This window comes from Stenotrophomonas sp. RIT-551 (assembly GCF_026241915.1).
GTDB lineage: Bacteria > Pseudomonadota > Gammaproteobacteria > Xanthomonadales > Xanthomonadaceae > Stenotrophomonas > Stenotrophomonas bentonitica_A.
Map to the genome: position 1 here is coordinate 188,615 of NZ_JAPJIU010000004.1, position 19,241 is coordinate 207,855.

The 19,241-nt window shown below is 67.9% G+C and carries 14 protein-coding genes and 1 tRNA gene; 3 read left to right on the plus strand and 12 right to left on the minus strand.

Annotation, left to right across the window (positions count from 1 at the left end; translation table 11 throughout):
• Positions 1 to 102: 102 nt before the first annotated feature.
• Together ORK51_RS07110 and ORK51_RS07115 are read left to right on the plus strand one after the other, a co-directional pair.
• Positions 103 to 1,329, plus strand: a complete 1,227-nt coding sequence (locus ORK51_RS07110) for an ATP-binding protein (RefSeq protein ID WP_019183268.1) — start codon at positions 103 to 105, stop codon at positions 1,327 to 1,329.
• Complete coding sequence (locus ORK51_RS07115) at positions 1,326 to 1,910, plus strand: response regulator transcription factor (protein ID WP_019183269.1); 585 nt, start codon at positions 1,326 to 1,328, stop codon at positions 1,908 to 1,910. Before ORK51_RS07110 ends, ORK51_RS07115 begins: the two co-directional genes overlap by 4 nt.
• Before the next feature lie 85 nt (positions 1,911 to 1,995).
• Here the strand turns inward: ORK51_RS07115 and ORK51_RS07120 are convergent, their stop codons facing one another.
• The 8 genes from ORK51_RS07120 to pcnB all read right to left on the minus strand — a co-directional run bounded on the left by ORK51_RS07120 (position 1,996) and on the right by pcnB (position 12,239).
• On the minus strand, positions 1,996 to 3,558 hold the full coding sequence (locus tag ORK51_RS07120; protein WP_266084628.1) for a sodium/sugar symporter: 1,563 nt from the start codon (positions 3,556 to 3,558) through the stop codon (positions 1,996 to 1,998).
• A 95-nt stretch (positions 3,559 to 3,653) separates the two neighbouring features.
• Positions 3,654 to 6,254: a glycoside hydrolase family 3 protein gene (locus tag ORK51_RS07125; RefSeq protein ID WP_266084629.1), complete on the minus strand. Its 2,601-nt coding sequence runs from the start codon at positions 6,252 to 6,254 to the stop codon at positions 3,654 to 3,656.
• A gap of 336 nt (positions 6,255 to 6,590) precedes the next feature.
• Entirely contained in the window at positions 6,591 to 8,105 is a 1,515-nt protein-coding gene (pgi, locus tag ORK51_RS07130; protein WP_266084630.1) for a glucose-6-phosphate isomerase, read from the minus strand.
• The gene (gene panD, locus ORK51_RS07135) at positions 8,102 to 8,482 is read right to left on the minus strand and encodes an aspartate 1-decarboxylase (protein WP_019183273.1); all 381 of its coding nucleotides are present in this window, start codon (positions 8,480 to 8,482) and stop codon (positions 8,102 to 8,104) included. Before panD ends, pgi begins: the two co-directional genes overlap by 4 nt.
• Before the next feature lie 211 nt (positions 8,483 to 8,693).
• Positions 8,694 to 9,536, minus strand: a complete 843-nt coding sequence (gene panC / locus ORK51_RS07140; RefSeq protein WP_070427117.1) for a pantoate--beta-alanine ligase — start codon at positions 9,534 to 9,536, stop codon at positions 8,694 to 8,696.
• The gene (gene panB / locus ORK51_RS07145) at positions 9,533 to 10,348 is read right to left on the minus strand and encodes a 3-methyl-2-oxobutanoate hydroxymethyltransferase (RefSeq protein ID WP_019183275.1); all 816 of its coding nucleotides are present in this window, start codon (positions 10,346 to 10,348) and stop codon (positions 9,533 to 9,535) included. Before panB ends, panC begins: the two co-directional genes overlap by 4 nt.
• A gap of 31 nt (positions 10,349 to 10,379) precedes the next feature.
• Entirely contained in the window at positions 10,380 to 10,868 is a 489-nt protein-coding gene (gene folK / locus ORK51_RS07150) for a 2-amino-4-hydroxy-6-hydroxymethyldihydropteridine diphosphokinase (RefSeq protein ID WP_266084631.1), read from the minus strand.
• 3 nt (positions 10,869 to 10,871) lie between these two features.
• Positions 10,872 to 12,239 carry a polynucleotide adenylyltransferase PcnB gene (gene pcnB / locus ORK51_RS07155; RefSeq protein ID WP_026069788.1) on the minus strand — a complete coding sequence of 456 codons (1,368 nt, stop codon included), beginning with the start codon at positions 12,237 to 12,239 and terminating at the stop codon, positions 10,872 to 10,874.
• A gap of 50 nt (positions 12,240 to 12,289) precedes the next feature.
• Here pcnB and ORK51_RS07160 point away from each other — a divergent pair.
• Positions 12,290 to 12,364 (plus strand) — tRNA-Glu (locus ORK51_RS07160).
• Positions 12,365 to 12,512: 148 nt separating this feature from the next.
• Here ORK51_RS07160 and ORK51_RS07165 read toward each other — a convergent pair.
• From ORK51_RS07165 to ORK51_RS07180, 4 genes are read right to left on the minus strand one after another with little or no spacing between them, the layout of a single operon-like run.
• On the minus strand, positions 12,513 to 13,943 hold the full coding sequence (locus ORK51_RS07165) for a sugar porter family MFS transporter (RefSeq protein WP_070427114.1): 1,431 nt from the start codon (positions 13,941 to 13,943) through the stop codon (positions 12,513 to 12,515).
• A 31-nt stretch (positions 13,944 to 13,974) separates the two neighbouring features.
• Complete coding sequence (gene xylA, locus ORK51_RS07170) at positions 13,975 to 15,315, minus strand: xylose isomerase (protein ID WP_261997377.1); 1,341 nt, start codon at positions 15,313 to 15,315, stop codon at positions 13,975 to 13,977.
• Positions 15,312 to 16,835 carry a xylulokinase gene (gene xylB, locus ORK51_RS07175; protein WP_019183280.1) on the minus strand — a complete coding sequence of 508 codons (1,524 nt, stop codon included), beginning with the start codon at positions 16,833 to 16,835 and terminating at the stop codon, positions 15,312 to 15,314. The genes xylA and xylB overlap by 4 nt, the downstream gene beginning before the upstream one ends.
• On the minus strand, positions 16,832 to 19,210 hold the full coding sequence (locus ORK51_RS07180; RefSeq protein WP_266084632.1) for a glycoside hydrolase family 95 protein: 2,379 nt from the start codon (positions 19,208 to 19,210) through the stop codon (positions 16,832 to 16,834). Before ORK51_RS07180 ends, xylB begins: the two co-directional genes overlap by 4 nt.
• Positions 19,211 to 19,241: the final 31 nt, after the last annotated feature.

A 19,241-nucleotide genomic window follows, 5' to 3' on the forward strand; every position in this document is an offset into this window, starting at 1 on the left:
GTTGCTCGGCGCTCATGTTCAGCCCCCGCCGCGCGGCGCCCCGCCCCGATGCGGCCGATTGTCGCAGGCAGGCGCTGTCGGGAGCGCATAGGATGTGCGGTGATGACCGGTACCGACGCCCCCTTTCTCCGCACCCTGTGCAGCCTGCGCTGGCTGGCCGTGGCCGGCCAGGCCGCCACGATCCTGGTCGCCACCTGGGTGCTGGGCCTGGAACTGCCGCAGCTGCCGCTGTGGGCCGGCGTCGCCGCGCTGACCCTGTTCAACCTGTACGCGCAGCTGCGTGTGCAAGGCCCCGATACCGCGCCGGTCACCGCCTTCGGCCACATCCTGGTGGATGTCACCGTGCTGACCTGGATGGTCGGCTGGAGTGGCGGCATCGCCAACCCCTTCGGCTCGCTGTTCCTGATCCTGATCGCCCTGGCCGCGCTTGCCCTGCCCCTGCGCTGGACCCTGGCCGTGGCGGCGGCCTGCCTGATCGGCTACGCGGTCAGCGGCGTGTTCGGCCTGCCACTGCCCAGCGGCTACTTCACCGGTGCGCAGATGCAGCAGTGGGGCGTGGTCTGCAACTTCCTGCTGTCGGCAACGGTGGTGCTGGTGTTCGCCACCCGGCTGGCGATCGCCCTGCGCCAGCGCGAGCACGAACTGGCCCTGCTGCGCGAGCGCTTCGTCCGCAACGAAGGCATCGTCGCCCTGGCCACCCACGCCGCCTCGGTGGCGCATGAACTCAATACCCCGCTGGCGACCATGACCCTGCTGGCCGACGACATCGCCGACCAGACTGAAAGCAGCGAGGTCCGTGATGACGTGGAAACCCTGCGCGAGCTGCTGGTGCAGTGCCGCGAGCGCGTGCTGGCACTGGCCCGCCCCGCCGCAGGCGATGCCCCCGGCCGCGATGCGGTGACCTTGCCGCAGGTGCTGGAGCAATGGCGGCTGGTGCGCCCGACCATCGCACTGCATCGCAATGAAGATGCCCCGCTGACCCTGCCGCTGGATCCGGGTATCGGCCATCTGTTGATGGTGCTGCTCAACAATGCCGCCGACGCCGGCGAGAAAGCCGACCGCCCGCAGGTGGATCTGTCGCTGCGCATCGAAGGCGATGACCTGATCGGCGAAGTGCGCGACTACGGCCACGGGTTCGATGCCCGCCAGGCCGTGCTGCCCGGCACCTTGTTCAACAGCGGCAAGACCGACGGCATGGGTGTCGGCCTGGCGCTGTCCCACGCCACCATCGAACGCCTGGACGGCGAGCTGTGGATGCGCCCGGCCAATGGTGCCGGCACCCGCGTCGGCTTCCGCCTGCCCTTGTCCCCACGGGAGACTTCCGCATGACCGCCTTCACCCCCGCGCCCGGTCAGGCCAGCCACGGCCTGCTGGTCGACGACGACGAACTGTATCTGCGCACGCTGCAGCGCAGCCTGGCCCGCAAGGGGCTGGAAACCGTCACCGCCAGCGACACTGCCTCGGCGCTGCTGCTGGCCCGCCAGCAGCCGCCCGCCTACGCGTTGATCGATCTCAAGCTGGGCACCGAGTCCGGCCTTGCCTTGATCCAGCCGCTGCGCGCCCTGCGCGAAGACATGCGAATCCTGCTGGTGACCGGCTACGCCAGCATCGCCACGGCGGTGGAAGCAATCAAACTCGGTGCCGACGATTACCTGCCCAAGCCGGCCACGGTGCCGATGATCCTGCGCGCACTCGGCGAGGAAGACGATGGTCCCGCCGACGATGGCGACATGGAACCGCCGGATGCGATGACCCCGATCAGCCGGCTGCAGTGGGAACACATCCAGCAGGCGATGCATGAGACCGGCGGCAACGTCTCCGCCGCCGCGCGGCTGCTCGGCATGCACCGGCGCTCGCTGCAGCGCAAGCTGGCCAAGCGGCCGAGCCCGGAGCGCGATCCGAGCAGGTGACCGGCCCGTTGCAGCGCCGCGCATGAAAACGAAAACGGCGACCGCGAGGCCGCCGTTTTTGTTGGCCGCATGCGGGGATGCGCGGTTACCAGAACACCGTGTACAGCGCGATCAGGATCGCGATCACCGCCGTACCGCCGATGTTGAAACTCATCGGCGTGGCATAGCGCACGTCATCGGTACGGATCAGGTCCTGCCCGGTGCGCGCCGGCTTCCACAACGAAATCAGCACGGCCAGCACCAGCGCCAGCAGGAACACCAGGCCGACGCGGTCGATGAAGGGCAGCGACGGCCACGCCAGTTTCAACACGATCGACAAGGCGAACGAGCCGATGGCCGCGGCCAGTGCGCCGGCTTCGCTGGCCTTCTTCCAGAACAGGCCGAGCAGGAAGATCACGGTGATGCCCGGGGTGAAGAAGCCGGTGAATTCCTGGATGTACTGGAAGCCCTGGTCGAAGCTGCCCAGCAACGGCCGTGCCGTGGCGATCGCCACCAGCACCGACACCGTTGCTGCGATGCGCCCCACGCGCACCAGCGCGGCTTGGCTGCTCTGCGGGCGCGCCTTGGCGTAGAAATCCAGGGTGAAGATGGTCGCGACCGAGTTAATCTTGGAGGCCAGCGACGCCACGATTGCCGCCACCAGCGCCGCGAAGACCAGGCCGAGGATGCCACTGGGCAGCAGGCTCATCATCGCCGGGTAGGCCCGGTCCGGCTTGCCCAGATCCGGCGCCAGCACCACCGCCGCGATCCCCGGCACCACGACCACCAACGGCACCAGCAGCTTCAGGAAGGCCGCGAACAACACGCCCTTCTGCGCCTCGCCGATGTCCTTGGCCGCCAGCGCGCGCTGGATGATGTACTGGTTGAAGCCCCAGTAACTCAGGTTCATGATCCACAGCCCGCCGATCAACACGCTCAACCCCGGCAGGTCTTTGTAGAACGGATTGTCGGGGTGCAGGATCATCTGGAAGTGTTCCGGGTGCTGGTCCCACAGCTTCTGGAAACCACCGGGGATGCCGGCGTCGCCGCCCACCGCGTTGAGGGTGAGCGCGGTCACCAGCAGGCCACCAAGGATCAGCAGCGAAACCTGCACGATATCGGTCAGCGCCACCGCCTTGAGGCCGCCGTACAACTGGTAGAGCAGCGCGAATACGCCGATCAGCACCAGCGCCAGCATCTGGTCCATGCCGGTGACCTCGGTCACCGCGATCGAGCCCAGCCACAGGATCGAGGTCAGGTTGACGAAAACGTACAGGCCCAGCCAGAACACCGCCATCAGCGTGCGGATCCGGTTGCCGTACCGCTGCTGCAGGAACTGCGGCATCGTGTAGATGCCGTTGCGCAGGAAGATCGGCAGGAAGTACTTGCCCACGATCAGCAGGGTAAGCGCAGCCATCCATTCGTAGGAGGCGATGGCCAGGCCGATCGCATAGCCGGAGCCGGACATGCCGATGATCTGTTCGGCCGAAATGTTGGCGGCAATCAGCGACGCGCCGATCGCCCACCACGGCAGCGAGCGCCCGGCCAGGAAGTAGTCTTCGGCACTCTTGCTGTGCCCGGCCTTCTCGCGCGAGACCCATTGCGCCAGCACGAAGATGCCGGCCAGGTAGACCAGCACGATTGCCACATCGAGTGTTGCCAATCCCACGTCATGCTCCTTGTGCAGCGTTGCACCGGCCCGCGTGTCGGCAATGCGGCGCGCGGCGGCGATCCGCCCCTGCCCAGCGGCAGGGGCCCTGTGGCTCACCGGGTCGGACAGGCGACCACGGTCTGGGCATCATTGCCGGTGCCCAGCGCGATGCGCGATACCGACAGGTCCAGCGCGTTTGAAGACTCCAGCACCGGCAGGCGCTCGATCTTCGACAGGTCAGCACCGGCCGCGGCGAAACACTTCAACGGCACGCCGATCGTCTGCCATTCGTCCTCGCCGATCGCGCCCAACGTCGCCGCCAGATCCAGCCGACCCTCGCACCCCTGGCCGCAACCGATCGCCAGCCCCACCGGCCCGCTGATCGCGCCGCTGCGGCGCACGGTCAGCAGCAACTGCACATCGCCATTGCTCTCGCGGGTGAGGTCCAGCGGGCGCGTGGACAGCAGCGCCATGTCCGCCTTGCCACTCCCCGACCACTGCAGCCGGCGCGCGTCTTCCTGCGCCTTGTGATCGACGGCCGTCACTTTCAGGCTGGCATCGCTGAGCACGGCCGGGAAGGTCACGGCCGGCAGCTCGGACTGTTTGACCCCGCTCAAGCGCATCGCCAGACCCGCGGCCGGCTTGCCCTTGTTGAAATACACGCCGGCATCGCCCTGCTCACCGGTGATGCCCGAGGCTTCCGGCAGTGCGGCGAGGTTGCCGTTGTCGGCATAGCGCAGGCCGAAGCCGAACGCGAACTGCGGGTCGTAGTCCTTCTGGCCGACATTGTTCTGGTACTGCACGGCGGTACGCGGCCAGGAGAAGCTGAGCGTGCCCTTGAAGTCGTGCTGCACACTGCCGTCGGGCTTGCGCAGCAGCACGTCGGCGATGCCGGCCCCTTCCGAGCCGGGCAGCCAGGCGGCAACGAAGGCGTCGGATGCGTTGATCTCGCGGTTCACCCACAGCGGACGGCCACTGAGGAACACCGTGACCACCTTGATGCCCTCGCTCCTGAGCCGCTTGATCAGCTGCAGGTCGCTGTCATCGCCCGGCTTGTAGGCCAGCGTGGCGATGTCGCCCTGGAACTCGGCATACGGGTTCTCGCCCACCACCACCACCGCGACATCCGGTTTGGTGCGGTACCTGCCGTCGATCGCCAGCTCGGCGCTGCCACCGGCGGCGGTGACCTGCTGCTTCAGCCCATCCCAGATGCTGTCCGCGTTCGGGTAATCCGCACGCTTGGTGCCGGTGCCCTGCCAGTTGAGTGTCCAGCCACCGGACTGCTTGCCCAGGTCGTCTGCGCCATCCCCGGCGACCAGCACGCGCTGTTTCGGCGCCAGCGGCAGGAGACCGTCCTGATTCTTCAGCAGCACCAGCGATTCGCGTACCGCCTGGCGCGCGATCGCGCGGTGTTGGGGCGCGCCGAGCAGCTCGAACTTGCCGCCCAGTGGACGCGTGGAGGGCTTGCCGGCCTCGAACAGGCCCAGCCGCAGCTTGACCCGCAGGATGCGACGCACGGCCTCGTCCAGCCGCTCCATGCTGATCACACCGGACTTCACCGCCGCGACATTGCTTTCATAGATCCCCTTCCAGCTGTCGGGCGCCATCAGCATGTCCACACCGGCGTTGAACGAGGCCGGGCAGTTGTCGTTGGTGCAGCCAGCGACCTTGCCGTGGCCGTTCCAGTCGCCGACCACGAAGCCGCCGAAGTGCATGCGCCCCTTCAGGACATCGGTCAGCATCGGCTTGTGGCCGTGCATGGCGACGCCGTTGAAGCTGTTGAACGAGGCCATCACCGTCTGCGCGCCGGCCTGGATGGCGGGCGGGTAACCGGCCGCATGCACGTCGCGCATCACCGCTTCGCTGACCTGGGTATCGCCCTGGTCCTTGCCGTTCGTGGTGCCACCATCGCCGGCGTAGTGCTTGACCGAGGCGATCACGTGGTGCCCGTCCAGGAAGCCCGGCTGGCCGGGGATGCCCTGCAGACCTTCGACCACCTTGCCAGAGAAGCTGGCCACCAGCGCCGGCGACTCGGAATAGCCTTCGTAGGTGCGGCCCCAGCGGTCGTCCTGCGGCACCGCCACGGTGGGGGCGAAGGTCCACTCCATGCCGGTGGTGCGTGTTTCCACGGCGGTGACCTGGCCGATCTGGCGCATCAGCTCCGGGTTGCGGGTGGCGCCCAGGCCGATGTTGTGCGGAAACAGCGTGGCGCCGACGATATTGCTCTGCCCGTGCACCGCGTCGATACCGAAGATGATCGGGATGCCGGGACCGCCGCTGGCCGGATCCAGCGAGGCCGCGTAGTAGGCATCGGCAAGCGCCAGCCATGCCGACGGCGGCGCGTCGTACTTGCCGCCGGGATCGGAGTTGCCGCCGGCCAGCACCGAGCCGATGTGGTACCGGCGCACGTCGTCGGGGGTCATGCTGGCGATATCGCCCTGCACGGTCTGCCCGACCTTCTGCTCCACGCTCATGCCGGCCATCAACGCATCGATGCGCTTCTCCAGCGCCGGGTCTTCGGCCAGCGGCCACGCCAGCTCGGGCCAGTTCTGCGGGTGGATGGCGTCGGCCGCGGTGGCGGCCGCTGGCGACGGTGTGGTCGCGGCAGGCCGGTCACCGCCGCAAGCGGCCAACAGCAACATCGTGGCCGACGTGGCCAGCGCGAGAGCGTGGCGGATCGACCGCCGGTTGGAGCGAAGCGAAAGCAACGGCATGTACCCTCCCAGGTATCGCACAAGCAGCAGACGGATGGCGCGACTCCCCGCGCCATGACGACGTACCTTTGGTGTTGCGCGCGATACTGTCAATCCGGCGCGTGGCTATGCCATCGACCGGCGCTGATATGGGATTGTGCTATAGCCAAACCGACGCCCCACCCTGCAATTCCGGCGGCTCACGGCATACCTCTCCGCCCTGTCAGGGTTTGCCGTGTTGCGCTGCAGTATCCCGGTCGGTGCGCACTGCGCAGATCCGGACGCGCAGCAGCAGGCGCCAGAACGCAGAACCGCCGGGCAGGCCGGCGGTTCGTGGTGATGCGGTGGGGCCGATGCTCAGCCCTTGAGCCGGCCCAGCAGTTCCAGCGTCACCGGGTCGGTGATCGCATGCGCTTCCCCCTGCAACGCCGGCAGCAACTGGCTGGCCAGCTGCTTGCCCAGCTCCACGCCGAACTGGTCGAACGCGTTGATGTTCCAGAGCAGCGACTGCACGTACACGGCGTGTTCGTACATGGCGATCAGCGCACCGAGCGACTGCGGGGTCAGTGCATCGAGCAGGATCAGGGTGCTCGGGCGGCCGCCGGGATACTCACGGTGCGGATCCTCGCTGCCCTGGCCATTGGCCAGCGCTTCGGTCTGCGCCAGCAGGTTGGCCATCAGCGCCTGGTGGTTGACCACGTAGGGATCATCGTTGCGCACGCAGCCGATGAAATCGGCCGGGATCACGCTCGTGCCCTGGTGCAGCGCCTGGAAGAAGCTGTGCTGCACATCGGTGCCCGCCCCGCCCCACCACACCGGCACGGTGTCGCTGGCGACCGGGCTGCCATCGAGCTGCACGCGCTTGCCCAGGCTCTCCATCACCAGCTGCTGCAGGTAGGCCGGCAGCAGCGCCAGGCGCTGGTCGTAGGTCATCACCGCATGCGTGGCGTGGCCAAGCAGGTTGCGGTTCCAGATATCGGTCAGCGCATGCAGCACCGGCAGGTTCTGCGGCAGCGGCGCGGTCAGCGCGTGTTCGTCCATCTGCGCAGCGCCCTCGAGCAGCTGCTCGAAGCGGCTGAAGCCGATCGCCAGCGCGATCGGGAAGCCAACCGCCGACCACAGCGAATAGCGCCCGCCCACCCAGTCCCACATCGGCAGGACGCGGCCGGCGGCGATCGAGAAGGCCTTGGCCGCCCGCTCGGGGTTGGCACTGACCGCATAAAGGCGCTCGCTGCCGCCCAGCCAGTCGTGCAGGATCTGCCCGTTGAGCAGGGTTTCCTGGGTGCCGAAGGTCTTGGAGATCAGGATGCCGGCGGTGGTGGCCGGGTCCAGCGTGGCGAGCGTGCGCTGCATCGCGGCGCCATCGACGTTGGAAACGAAATGCACACGGAAACGCGCGCCGGTGACCGGGCGCAGTGCATCGGCCACCAGCCGCGGGCCGAGGTCCGAGCCGCCGATGCCGACGCTGACGATATCGGTGATGTCGGTCGCTTCCAGTGCGGCGATCAGCTCGCCCATCTGCTGGCGCACCTGGGCGGCGGTGGCAAACGCCTCGCCAGCCACGGGCGCACCGCTGGCATCACCGCGCAACGCGGTGTGCAGCGCGGCACGGCCCTCGGTCACGTTGACCGTTTCACCGCGGAACAGGCGCTGGAACCCGCCGGCGACATCGCGCTCGGCAGCCAGCTGCAGCAGTGCGTCCAAGGCCGCGCGGTCGTACTTCTGCCGCGCGAAATTGACATACAACGGACCGACCCGCACGCCCAGCGATTGTGCGCGGCCCGGTTCGGCGGCGATCAACGAAGGGATGCTCGCGCCGCGCAGGCGCTGGGCATGGGAATGAAGCGGGTCGAATCCGTTGTGCTGTGTCATGCGGCCTGTGTCGGGATCGTGTCGTTGGTATGGGAGATCTGGTTCTTGCCGTCCACATATACCAACTTCGGCTTGAAGCTGTCAGCTTCTTCTTCGCTCATGCTGGCGAAGGCGGCGATGATGATGATGTCGCCCACCTGCACGTGGCGCGCGGCGCCGCCGTTGAGCGACACCACGCCGCTGCCGGCTTCGGCGCGGATGGCATAGGTGGAGAAACGCGCACCGTTGGTCACGTCCCAGATATGCACCTGCTCGAACTCACGGATGCCGGTCGCAGCCAGCAGGTTGTCATCGATGGCGATGGACCCTTCGTAGTTCAGCTCGGAGTGAGTGACGGTGGCGCGGTGGATCTTGGTCTTCAGCAGGGACAGGTGCATGGCAACGGGACAACGGTAAAGGAAAGGGAAATTCTAGCACCCGGGGGCCCGGCGGCAGGGCGCGCGGCGCCGGTCGCGGGAGGGGGCTGCCCACCGTTCAGCATCTTCAGGCCGCCCCGCCGCCCCCGTAGGGCCACCCCATGGGTGGCTGCACGTCCGGCATCGCCCGGCAGCCACCCATGGGGTGGCCCTACCCGGCGGGGCGCAGCCCTCAGAACTCCAGGTTGTCGATCAACCGGGTATTGCCGATCCGGGCGGCGATCAAGGCCACGCGGGTGCCGTCGTTGGCATCGGCCGGCTCGGACAGGTCCGGCAGGCGGACCACCGCGTAGTCGACCTGGAAACCGGCCGCCTGCAGGGCAGCCGCCGCCTCGGCTTCGATGAGGGTGCGGCTCTTGCCGGCAATGAAGCCCTCGCGCATGCCCAGCAGCACCTGGTGGATGGTGGTGGAGACCGGGCGCTGCTCGGCGTTGAGATACTGGTTGCGCGAGCTCATCGCCAGGCCGTCGTCTTCGCGCACGATGTCGCCGCCGACGATCTGGATCGGGAAGGCCAGGTCTTCCACCATCTGGCGGATCACCGCCAGCTGCTGGTAGTCCTTCTTGCCGAAGGCGGCCACGTCCGGCTGGACCTGGTTGAACAGGCGCGAGACCACGGTGCATACGCCATCGAAATGACCCGGGCGGTGCGCCCCTTCGAGCAGGCCGCTGATGCCCGGCACGTTGACGCTGGCCGCCAGCTCGACGCCGAACGGGTACATCGATTCAACGGTGGGCAACCACAGCACATCGCAGCCGGCCTGCTCCAGGCCGGTGGTATCGGCTTCGGGCGTACGCGGGTAGCGGGTGAAGTCCTCGTTCGGGCCGAACTGGGTCGGGTTGACGAAGACGCTGGAGACCACGCGGTCGGCGTACTGCCGCGCCAGCGTGACCAGCGAATAATGCCCTGCATGCAGGTTGCCCATGGTCGGGACCAGCGCGACGCGCAGGCCCTCGCGCTTCCAGCCGTTGACGACGGCGCGCAGACGGGACAGTTCGGTGACGGTTTCGATCATGAGGCGTAGGCGTGTTCTGCGTCGGGGAAGGAGCCGTCGCGCACGGCGTCGGCGTAGGCACGGACCGCACCGGCAACCGACCCGCCTTCGGCAAGGAAATCCTTGACGAACTTGGGACGGCGATGGCCGCTGTCCAGACCGAGGAAATCATGCAATACCAGGACCTGGCCATCGCACTGCGGGCCGGCGCCGATGCCGATGGTGGGCACGCTGACCTCGGCGGTGACCAGGCCGGCGACCGGCGTGGGCACGCATTCCAGGACGATCAGGCTGGCACCGGCGGCGACCACGGCCTTGGCATCATCGCGCAGCTGCTGGGCGGCGTCGCCACGGCCCTGCACGCGATAACCGCCCAGGCGCAGCACCGACTGCGGGGTCAGGCCCAGGTGCGAGCAGACCGGAATCTCGCGCTCGACCAGATAACGGATGATGTCCAGCTTGAAGCCGGCACCTTCGATCTTGACCATTTCCGCACCGGCCTGCAGCAGGCGCAGCGAGGCGTCGAGCGCGCGCTCGGGGGTGGCATCGGCGCCGAACGGCAGATCGGCCACCAGCAGCGCGCGCTCCAGCACGCGGGCCACGGCGCGGGTGTGGTAGACCATGTCGTCGGTGGTCACCGGCAAGGTCGAGTCGTGCCCCTGCACCACCATGCCCAGGGAGTCGCCGATCAGGATCAGGTCCACGCCATTGGCGTCGAAGCTGCGCGCGAAGCCGGCATCGTAGGCGGTCAACATCACCAGCTTCTGCCCCGTGCGCTTGGCCTCCGCCAAGGCGGGGACGGTCCAGGGCTTGCTGTCTGCGTGGGTACTCATGAGCTGATAACCGGTGGCGATAAGCCCCCCATTATCCTCCTATTGGGGAGATCCCGCAGGGGTCGACCCGCATCACAGCATCCCGCACGCGGCCGTGACCGGGAATGACGGCCTCCGGCGCGATCTCGGCCAGCGGCAGCAGCGCGAACGCGCGCGCGTGCAGATACGGGTGCGGCACCTGCAGCTGCGGCAGATCGATGACGTCTTCGCCATACAGCAGCACGTCCAGGTCCAACGCGCGAGGGCCCCAGTGCACCGCCGGGTCACGCACACGCCCGAAGCGGCGCTCGATCTCCAGCAAGGCCTCCAGCAGCGCCGGCGCAGGCAGGGTGGTGTCCAGCACGGCGGCGGCATTGACGAACGCCGGCTGGTCTTCGTTGCCCCAGGCCGGCGTGCTGTACAGCTGCGAGCACGCCTGCAGCGTGGTCTGCGGCAGCGCCGCCAGCGCCTGGAACGCCTCGCGCAGGGTCTGCGCAGCGTCGCCGAGGTTGGCGCCCAGTCCGATACAGGCCAGGGTCACGGCTTACTCGCCTGCCGCTCCACCGGGACGACGACGACGGCGGCGGCGCTTGCGCGGCGCACCGTCTTCGCCCTCGCCGTCGGCCTGGGCGGCATCCAGCGCCGAATCCAGCTCCGTGCCGGACTGAAGCTGCGCTTCGCGCCAGAACGCGACATCGGCTTCGTGCTCGCTGGAGGCGACCTGGCGCAGTACCAGGAAGTCGTAGGCGGCACGGAAGCGCGGATGGGTCAGCGTGCGGATCACCCGCTTGCGCTGGCGCGAGCCGAAACGCCCCTGCAGCAGCCAGATCTCCTGCATCGGCAGCGAGAAGCGGCGCGGCAGCGCGATCGTGGTCAGCTGGTGCAGGGTCACGCGGTCGGCGGCGCGGCGCTGGGCTTCTTCCAGCGCGACACCCTGCTTCTGCAGGCTGGCCAGGGCGCGGCAGAAGGCCGGCCACAGCAGCAGCGCGAACAGGAACGACGGCGACACCGGCTCGTCATTGGCCACGCGCAGGTCGGTGTTGTGCAGGCCTTCGATGACCATCCGGCGCAACGCGCCACTGCGGTTGCTGCGCAGCGCCGCGGCGCTTTCCGGGAACATGACGTCGAGCAGGCCATAGCGCTCCAGGCCTTCGAAGCTGGCCACGCCGTGCCCGGACAGGAACAGCTTGAGCACTTCTTCGAACAGGCGCGCCGGGGCGGCCTCGGCCAGGAGGTTGGCCAGGCGCGGCAGCGGCTCGGCAGTCGCCTCTTCGATCTGGAAGCCCAGTTTGGCCGCCAGGCGGACCGCGCGCAGCATGCGCACCGGGTCTTCGCGGTAGCGCTGCTCGGGGTCGCCGATCAGCTTCATCAGGCGGGCCTGCACGTCTTCAAAGCCGCCGGTGTAATCGCGCACCGAGAAATCCTCGATCGCGTAGTACAGGGCGTTGCAGGTGAAGTCGCGGCGGATCGCGTCGTCTTCGATGCTGCCGTACACGTTGTCGCGCACGAGCATGCCGTTTTCCATCTCACGGTCGCCGCTGCCATCGTCGATGTTGGCGCGGAAGGTGGCGACCTCGATGATCTCGCGGCCGAACACCACGTGCGCCAGGCGGAAGCGGCGGCCGATCAGCCGGCAGTTGCGGAACAACTGCTTGACCTGCTCGGGCGTCGCGTCGGTGGCAACGTCGAAATCCTTGGGGTGGCCGTTCACCAGCAGATCGCGGACGGCGCCGCCGACCAGGTAACCGGCAAACCCGGAATCACGCAGCCGGTACAGAACGCGCAGGGCGTTGGGGCTGATGTCCTTGCGGGAGATGTTGTGCTGATCGCGCGGGATCACGCGCAGGCTGAACGGTGATGTAGCAGAGGAATTGATGTTGGCGCTTCCGGTTGAGTTTTCGGGATTGCCCAATGGCATCTAGGTCCATATACTAGCGCGCTGCGCAGTTCGCGACAAAGCCTGCTCCCTTCGTCTAGAGGTTAGGACGTGGCCCTCTCAAGGCTAAAACAGGGGTTCGAGTCCCCTAGGGAGCACCAGTCGCGGTGCAGATAGCCAAAAACCCCGCCACGGCGGGGTTTTTTGCGTTCAGGGTCCAGGCTGGCGGCGCGCACCGTGGCAGGCACGGGCCGGGGAGCGCCCTCCCCGGCCAGGCTTCCTGACGCTTCCGGCCACCTCCGAAGGGGTTCAGCCTTCCATCTGCTCCAGTTCCTTGCCCTTGGTCTCCTTCACGAAGCGCAGCACGAAGAACACCGAGATCACCGCCGCGACCGTATAGATGCCGTACGCCCCGGCCAGGCCGATGCTGCCCAGCAGGATCGGGAAGGACACGGTGATCGCGAAATTGGAGGTCCACTGCGCGGCACCGGCCACCGCCAGCCCCGAACCACGGATCTGGTTGGGGAACATCTCGCCCAGCATCACCCACATGACCGGGCCCCAGGACATGTTGAAGAAGATCACGTAGACATTGGCCGCCACCAGCGCCAGCACGCCCATGTTGTCGGTCAGCTGCAGCTTGCCGGCGGTATCCAGCGAGCCGCTGGCAAAGGCGATGGTGACCAGCGCCAGGGAGATCGCCATGCCGACCGAGCCGACCCACAGCAAGGGCTTGCGGCCGATGCGATCGATCAGGACCACGGTGATCAGGCAGGCGCCGATGCTGAGCGCGCCGGACAGCACATTGATCAGCAGCGCGTCATTCTCCGAGAAGCCCACTGCCTGCCACAGCACCGCGCCGTAATAGAAGACGACATTGATGCCGACCAGCTGCTGGAACACGGCCAGGCCGATACCGATCCAGACGATCGGGCGCAGCTTGCCGGTGGTCCTGCTGATCAGGTCAGAGAAGGTTGGCCGGTGCTGGTCCTGGGACAGCGAGCCTTCGATCTCGGTGATCTTGGCCTGCGCCTCGGCCGGTCCATACAGGCGGGTCAGCACCGCCAGCGCCTGGTCACGTCGCCCTTTGACCACCAGAAAGCGCGGGCTCTCCGGGATCACCAGCAGCAGGCCCAGGAACAACAGCGAGGGAATGGCCTGCATCCAGAACATCCAGCGCCATGCCGCCTGGCCCAGCCAGAGTTCCTGGGTGGAGGCCCCGGCCGCCTTGGCCAGCAGGTAGTTGCTCAGGAAGGCACAGAACAGGCCGCTGATGATCGCGATCTGCTGTACCGTGGCCAGCCGCCCGCGGTAACGGGCCGATGCCACCTCGGCGATGTAGGCCGGCGACATCACGCTGGCCGCGCCGACCGCGAAGCCGCCGATCACCCGGGCGATGATGAACACCGTGGAGCTGTGCGCCGCGCCCGCGCCAAGCGCGGAGAACAGGAACATCACCGCGGCGATGATCAGTACCCCCCGGCGGCCGAGCCGGTCGCCGAGGCGCCCGGCGAAAAACGCACCGATGGCACAACCGAGCAGCATCGAAGCGACCTCGAAACCGATCCCGGCCGAACTGGACTGGAAGGTGTCCTTGAGGCCATCGACGGTGCCATTGATCACGCCGCTGTCGAACCCGAACAGGAAGCCACCGATGGTGGCCACGCAGCTGATCAGGACGATGAAGCCGGTGTTCTCGCCGCTGCCGGCGCGGGTACTGCTGAGCGAAGCACTGGACATGGTGATACCTGGGTCGGAAGGGGACGGCGGGTCAGCGCAGGAGGTATTGGTTGATCAGGTTCTCATACCTTTCCTGGCGGCCGCTGCGCTGCTGCGGTTCCCCCTGGGCCAGCGCCAGGCTGCGCAGCGCATCCAGGCTGCTGCGACCGGCAGCGAACTCGGCACCGGCGCCGCTGCTGAAACTGGCGTAGCGATCCTGGCGCCAGCCTTCCAGCGGCGAGGTCTCGATCAGGGCATGCGCCACCTCCAGGCCGCGTGCGAACGCATCCATGCCGCCGATGTGGGCCTCGAACAGATCTTCCGGCGCGGACGACTCGCGCCGCACCTTGGCATCGAAGTTGAACCCGCCCGGGGCCAGGCCACCCTGGCGCAGCACGACCAGCATCGCCCCGACGGTGTCGTACAGGTCGGTCGGGAACTGATCGGTGTCCCAGCCGTTCTGTGGGTTGCCGCGGTTGGCGTCGATGCTGCCGAGCAGGCCGGCATCGGAGGCGACCTGCAGGTCATGGGCGAAGGTATGCCCCGACAACGTGGCATGGTTGGCCTCGATGTTGAGCTTGAAATCCTTGTCCAGGCCGTGCTCGCGCAGGAAGCCGACCACCGTGGCACTGTCGAAATCGTACTGGTGGTTCATCGGCTCCATCGGCTTGGGCTCGATCAGGAAATTGCCGGTGAAGCCGATGCTGCGCCCATGGTCACGGGCCAGCGTAAGGAAGCGCGCCATGTTGTCCTTCTCGCGCTTCATGTCCGTGTTGTACAGGCAGGCATAGCCTTCGCGGCCGCCCCAGAACACGTAATTCTCACCGCCCAGGGCCACGGTGGCCTCCAGTGCGGCCTTGACCTGCACCGCGGCGCGGGCAACCACGGCGAAGTCCGGATTGGTCGAGGCACCATTCATGTAGCGCGGGTGCGAGAACAGGTTGGCGGTGCCCCACAGCAGCTTGACCCCGGTCGCCTTCTGGCGCTCGCCGGCAATGCCGACCATGTGCTGCAGGTTGGCCTCGTACTCGGCGATATCGTCGGCGTCCGGCGCCAGATCGATGTCGTGGAAGCAGTAGTACGGCACGCCCAGCTTGGTGATGAATTCGAACGCGGCATCGGCCTTGGCTTCCGCACGCGCCAGCGGGGTATTGCCCGCGTCCCACGGATACACCCGGGTGCCCGGGCCGAACGGGTCATGCCCGGTCGCGCAGAAGCTGTGCCAGTACGCCACCGCGAAGCGCAGGTGCTCGGCCATGGTCTTGCCGCCCACGCGCTTGTCCGCGTCGTACACCTTGTAGGCCAGCGGATTGTCCGAGTCGCGTCCCTCGAACGGGATGCGGCCGATGCCGGGGAAGTATTCCTTTGCGCCGATGTAAACGGAGGTGCTCATTGCTCGGATCCTTGCGGTGGTGACGGGTCGGTGCGCAGCAGCGGACCAACCTCGGAAAGATGGTGGAGGAAACGCCGGTAGTGTTCTGCGTAACGCGGCACAGTGTGCGGATCCGGGGTGGCCGACAGCGCCGCATCGAAACGCACATGCGCATCGACGGTTGCGGCCAGGCTGTCGCTTCCGCCCTGCCCGCGCTGCGAGGCCCACAGCGCCTGCAGCGCCGCGCCGAAGGCCGCGCCTTCAGCCTGGGTCGGCACCTTCACCGGCAGATCGAACACATCGGCGATCAATTGCCGCCATGCCGCACTGTTGCTGCCGCCGCCGGTGAGCAGCACGGTGTCGAAGGACAGGCCCGCGCTGGTGAAGGCGTCATAGCCGTTGCGCAGGCTGTAGGTGGCGCCTTCCATCGCCGCGCGATAGAAATGCGCCGGCGTGGTGTTGTGCAGGTCCATGCCATGCAGGCAGGCGCGCGCGTTGGGCAGGTCGGGGGTGCGCTCGCCGTTGAAGTACGGCAGCATCACCAGCCCGCCGGCGCCGGGTTCGGTCTGCGCCATCAGCGCCTCGCCACCGCCGCGCGGGAGGTTGAACAGCGCCGCCATGCGCTCGGTGGCGACAGTGCAGTTCATGGTGCAGATCAGCGGCAACCAACCGCCACTGGAGGAGCAGAACGCAGCCCAGCGTCCGGCGTCGTCGACCACCGGGTGGTCGGCATACGCGAACAGCGTGCCGGACGTGCCCAGGCTCATGGTCAGCCGCCCTGCTGCAACATTGCCGGTGCCCAGCGCCGCCATCATGTTGTCGCCGCCCCCGGTGGAGACCTGCACGTCGGCCGGCAGGCCCAGCAGTGCGGCGATCCGCGGCGCCAGGGGGAAGGTTGTTTCCAGGGGAACCAGCGGCGGCAGCAGCGCGGCCAGGTCGCGCTGCGGGTCGATCGCCTGCAGCAGTTCGGGTGACCAGCGCCGCTGGCGCACGTCCAGCCAGCCGGTGCCGGATGCATCACCGTACTCGGCGTAACGCTGCCCGGTCAGCCAGAAGTTGATGTAGTCGTGCGGCAGCAGGATGCCGTCCAGTTCCGCATAGGCCTGCGCACGATGGCGGCGCGTCCAGGGCAGCTTGGAGGCGGTGTAACCGGCGAGGATGGGGTTGCCGGCCAGCGCGATGCAGGCGGCGGTGCCGCCCACGGCCGCCATGATCGGCTCGCAGTCCGCCGCGGTACTGGTGTCGCACCACAGCTTCACCGGGGCGATCACCTCGCCACGTGCGTTGATCGGGACGAAGCCGTGCTGCTGGCCGGAAACGCCGATCGCCCGAATGCGGCCACGCTGCGCGGCGGTGAGCTCGGCGAAGCAGGCGATGATGCCATCGATCCACCACTGCGCCTGCTGCTCGCGGGTGCCATCGTCGTGGCTGACCAGCTGCATCGGCCGGGCGACCGTGGCCACCACCTCGCCCAGCGCCGGGTCATAGGCCAGCAGCTTGACGCTCTGGGTGCCGACATCCAGCCCTGCATACAGACTCATTGCTTCACCAGTTGATTGCCGCGCAGGCCGATGCGCTGCTGGCCGCCGGCGCGCAGCGCCACGGTCAGCGTGCTGTCGCCATGCACGAGTTGATAGGTGCCCCCGCGCTCACTGCGCAGCAGGGCCGATTGCAGCCGGCCAGCGCGCCAGTGCAGGTCCACGCCGGCCGCGTTGCGCACGCGCAGGCCACGCACCTGGCCGTCGGGCCAGGCCTGCGGCAAGGCAGGCAGCAGGAAGATCGACCCGCCCCAGCTCTGCAGCAGCATTTCGGTGATGCCGGCCGTGCCGCCGAAATTGCCGTCGATCTGGAACGGCGGATGCGCGTCGAACAGGTTCGGGTAGGTGCGCTCGGGCGAGAGCAGCATCTTCAGGATCTGCAGCGCATGCTCGCCGTCGCCCAGCCGCGCCCACAGGTTGAGCCGCCAGCCGATGCCCCAGCCCGTCGCCTCGTCGCCGCGGATCTGCAGCGAACGCTTGGCCGCAGCCGCCAGTGCGGGGGTGTCGCGGATGTTGATCTGGCTGGAGGGATGCAGCGCGTACAGATGCGAGACATGCCGATGGTGCATTTCCGGCGCCTCCATGTCCCAGTCCTGCTGCCACTCCTGCAGCTGCCCGGCCTTGCCGATCCGGTCGGCAGGCAACTGCGCGCGCAGCGTCTTCAACTGCGCAGCGAAGGCCGTATCGACACCGAGGGCTGCACTGATCTGGATGCACTGCGCGAACAGATCGCGCAGCAGCTGCGCGTCCATCGCCGGGCCGGCGCATATCGCCGCCCCGAACGGATGCTGGTTCTCAGGCGAGATCGAGGGATTGGTGACCATCGCGCCGGTGTTCGGGTCGCGCTGCAGGGTGGCCACGAAAAACTCGGCGGCCCCCTTGAACAGCGGATGGATCCGGCGCAGATAGGCTGGATCGCGGCCGTAATCCCAACGGTCCCACAGCTGCTGCAGCAGCCAGACACCGCCCATCGGCCACAGGCTCCACTGCGCGCCGTCGATCGGGCCCGCCTGGCGCCACAGGTCGGTGTTGTTGTGCACCACCCAGCCCGGGGCATCGTAGATGCGCCGCGCCGTGACCGCGCCGGTGCGGGCCAGGTCGAACAGCATCTCCTCCAGCGGCTGCACGCATTCGTGCAGCGCATTGGCCTCGCTGGGCCAGTAGTTCATTTCGGTATTGATGTTGATCGTGTACTTGCTCTCCCACGGCGGTGCCATGAGGTCGTTCCACACGCCCTGGAGGTTGGCCGGCTGCGAGCCGGGCCGCGAACTGCAGATCAACAGGTAGCGTCCGTACTGATGATATAGCGCCGCCAGCGCCGGATCGTTGCCGCTGGCGAAGGCGTGCACGCGCTGATCGGTCGGCAGCTGCGCGGCCGGCGTGCTGCCCAGATCGATCGACACGCGCCGGAACAGTGCCTGATGCGCGGCAAGATGCCGCGCCAGCAGCGTCGGATAATCATGGGCATCAGCCTGCGCCTGGTGCGCCGCGGTGAGCGCCTGCGGATCCCCACTGACGTCGTCGAAACGGCGGAAGCTGGTGGCGGCCGTCAGCACCAGCACCAGTTCGTCGGCACCTTCCACCTGCAGGCGATCGCGTGCGACCCGCAGCGTGCCACCGCGCAGTCGCGGCCTCACCCGCAGCGCAAAACGCAGCTTGCCTTCGATACCGGCGAAGCTTGCATTGTGCCCGTGGAACAGCAGACCGCCCTCGTCGGCGGCTACCTCGCCCGCCTGCGGGCTGTCCACGCCCAGCCGCAGCGAAATCCGCCCCGGCAGGTCGGCGCTGAGCCGCACCACGATGCACTGGTCAGGTTCGGATACGAACACCTCGCGTCGGTGCCAGGCGCCGCCGCTGCGGAATTCGGTGGTCGCCACGGCCGTGTCCAGATCCAGCGACCGGCGATACCCGTCGATATGATCGGCACGGTCGAAATCCAGCAGCAGATCGGCCAGCGGCTGATACGGCATCTGCTTGGCCGGCCGCGACAGCAGCTTGGCGTCGGCCAATGCTTCGGCCTCGGCGTAACGCCCGGCGAAGACCAGCGCGCGCACCTGCGGCAGGGTTGCCAAGGCCTCCGGACTGGTCGCATCGTAGGGCCCCCCGGCATACAGGGTGTCCTCGTTGAGGCCGATCCGTTCGTGCGCGACTCCGCCCCAGACCATCGCGCCCAATCGACCGTTGCCGGTCGGCAGCGCCTGCACCCACTCGGTGGCGGCCGCGCGGTACCAGAGCTGCAGGGCGTCGCCTGTCGCCCCAGCGGCGTCGCCCCGCGCTGCAGCCCCTGGCACCGCACCGGCCTGCGCCGACCACCCGGTCGCGGACAGGGTCAGCCCGGCCCCGAGCGCTTTGAACAGACCGCGACGGCTCAGTTCCACGGCATCACCCTGCTCTGCATTGGTTGCCCGC

What these genes read in the sequence shown, in the direction of transcription:
- ORK51_RS07110 (WP_019183268.1), top strand. Translation starts at nt 103, where the DNA reads ATGACCGGTACCGACGCCCCCTTTCTCCGCACCCTGTGCAGCCTGCGC.
- ORK51_RS07115 (WP_019183269.1), top strand. Translation starts at nt 1,326, where the DNA reads ATGACCGCCTTCACCCCCGCGCCCGGTCAGGCCAGCCACGGCCTGCTG.
- ORK51_RS07125 (WP_266084629.1), bottom strand. Translation starts at nt 6,254, where the DNA reads ATGCCGTTGCTTTCGCTTCGCTCCAACCGGCGGTCGATCCGCCACGCT.
- pgi (WP_266084630.1), bottom strand. Translation starts at nt 8,105, where the DNA reads ATGACACAGCACAACGGATTCGACCCGCTTCATTCCCATGCCCAGCGC.
- panD (WP_019183273.1), bottom strand. Translation starts at nt 8,482, where the DNA reads ATGCACCTGTCCCTGCTGAAGACCAAGATCCACCGCGCCACCGTCACT.
- panC (WP_070427117.1), bottom strand. Translation starts at nt 9,536, where the DNA reads ATGATCGAAACCGTCACCGAACTGTCCCGTCTGCGCGCCGTCGTCAAC.
- panB (WP_019183275.1), bottom strand. Translation starts at nt 10,348, where the DNA reads ATGAGTACCCACGCAGACAGCAAGCCCTGGACCGTCCCCGCCTTGGCG.
- ORK51_RS07165 (WP_070427114.1), bottom strand. Translation starts at nt 13,943, where the DNA reads ATGTCCAGTGCTTCGCTCAGCAGTACCCGCGCCGGCAGCGGCGAGAAC.
- xylA (WP_261997377.1), bottom strand. Translation starts at nt 15,315, where the DNA reads ATGAGCACCTCCGTTTACATCGGCGCAAAGGAATACTTCCCCGGCATC.
- xylB (WP_019183280.1), bottom strand. Translation starts at nt 16,835, where the DNA reads ATGAGTCTGTATGCAGGGCTGGATGTCGGCACCCAGAGCGTCAAGCTG.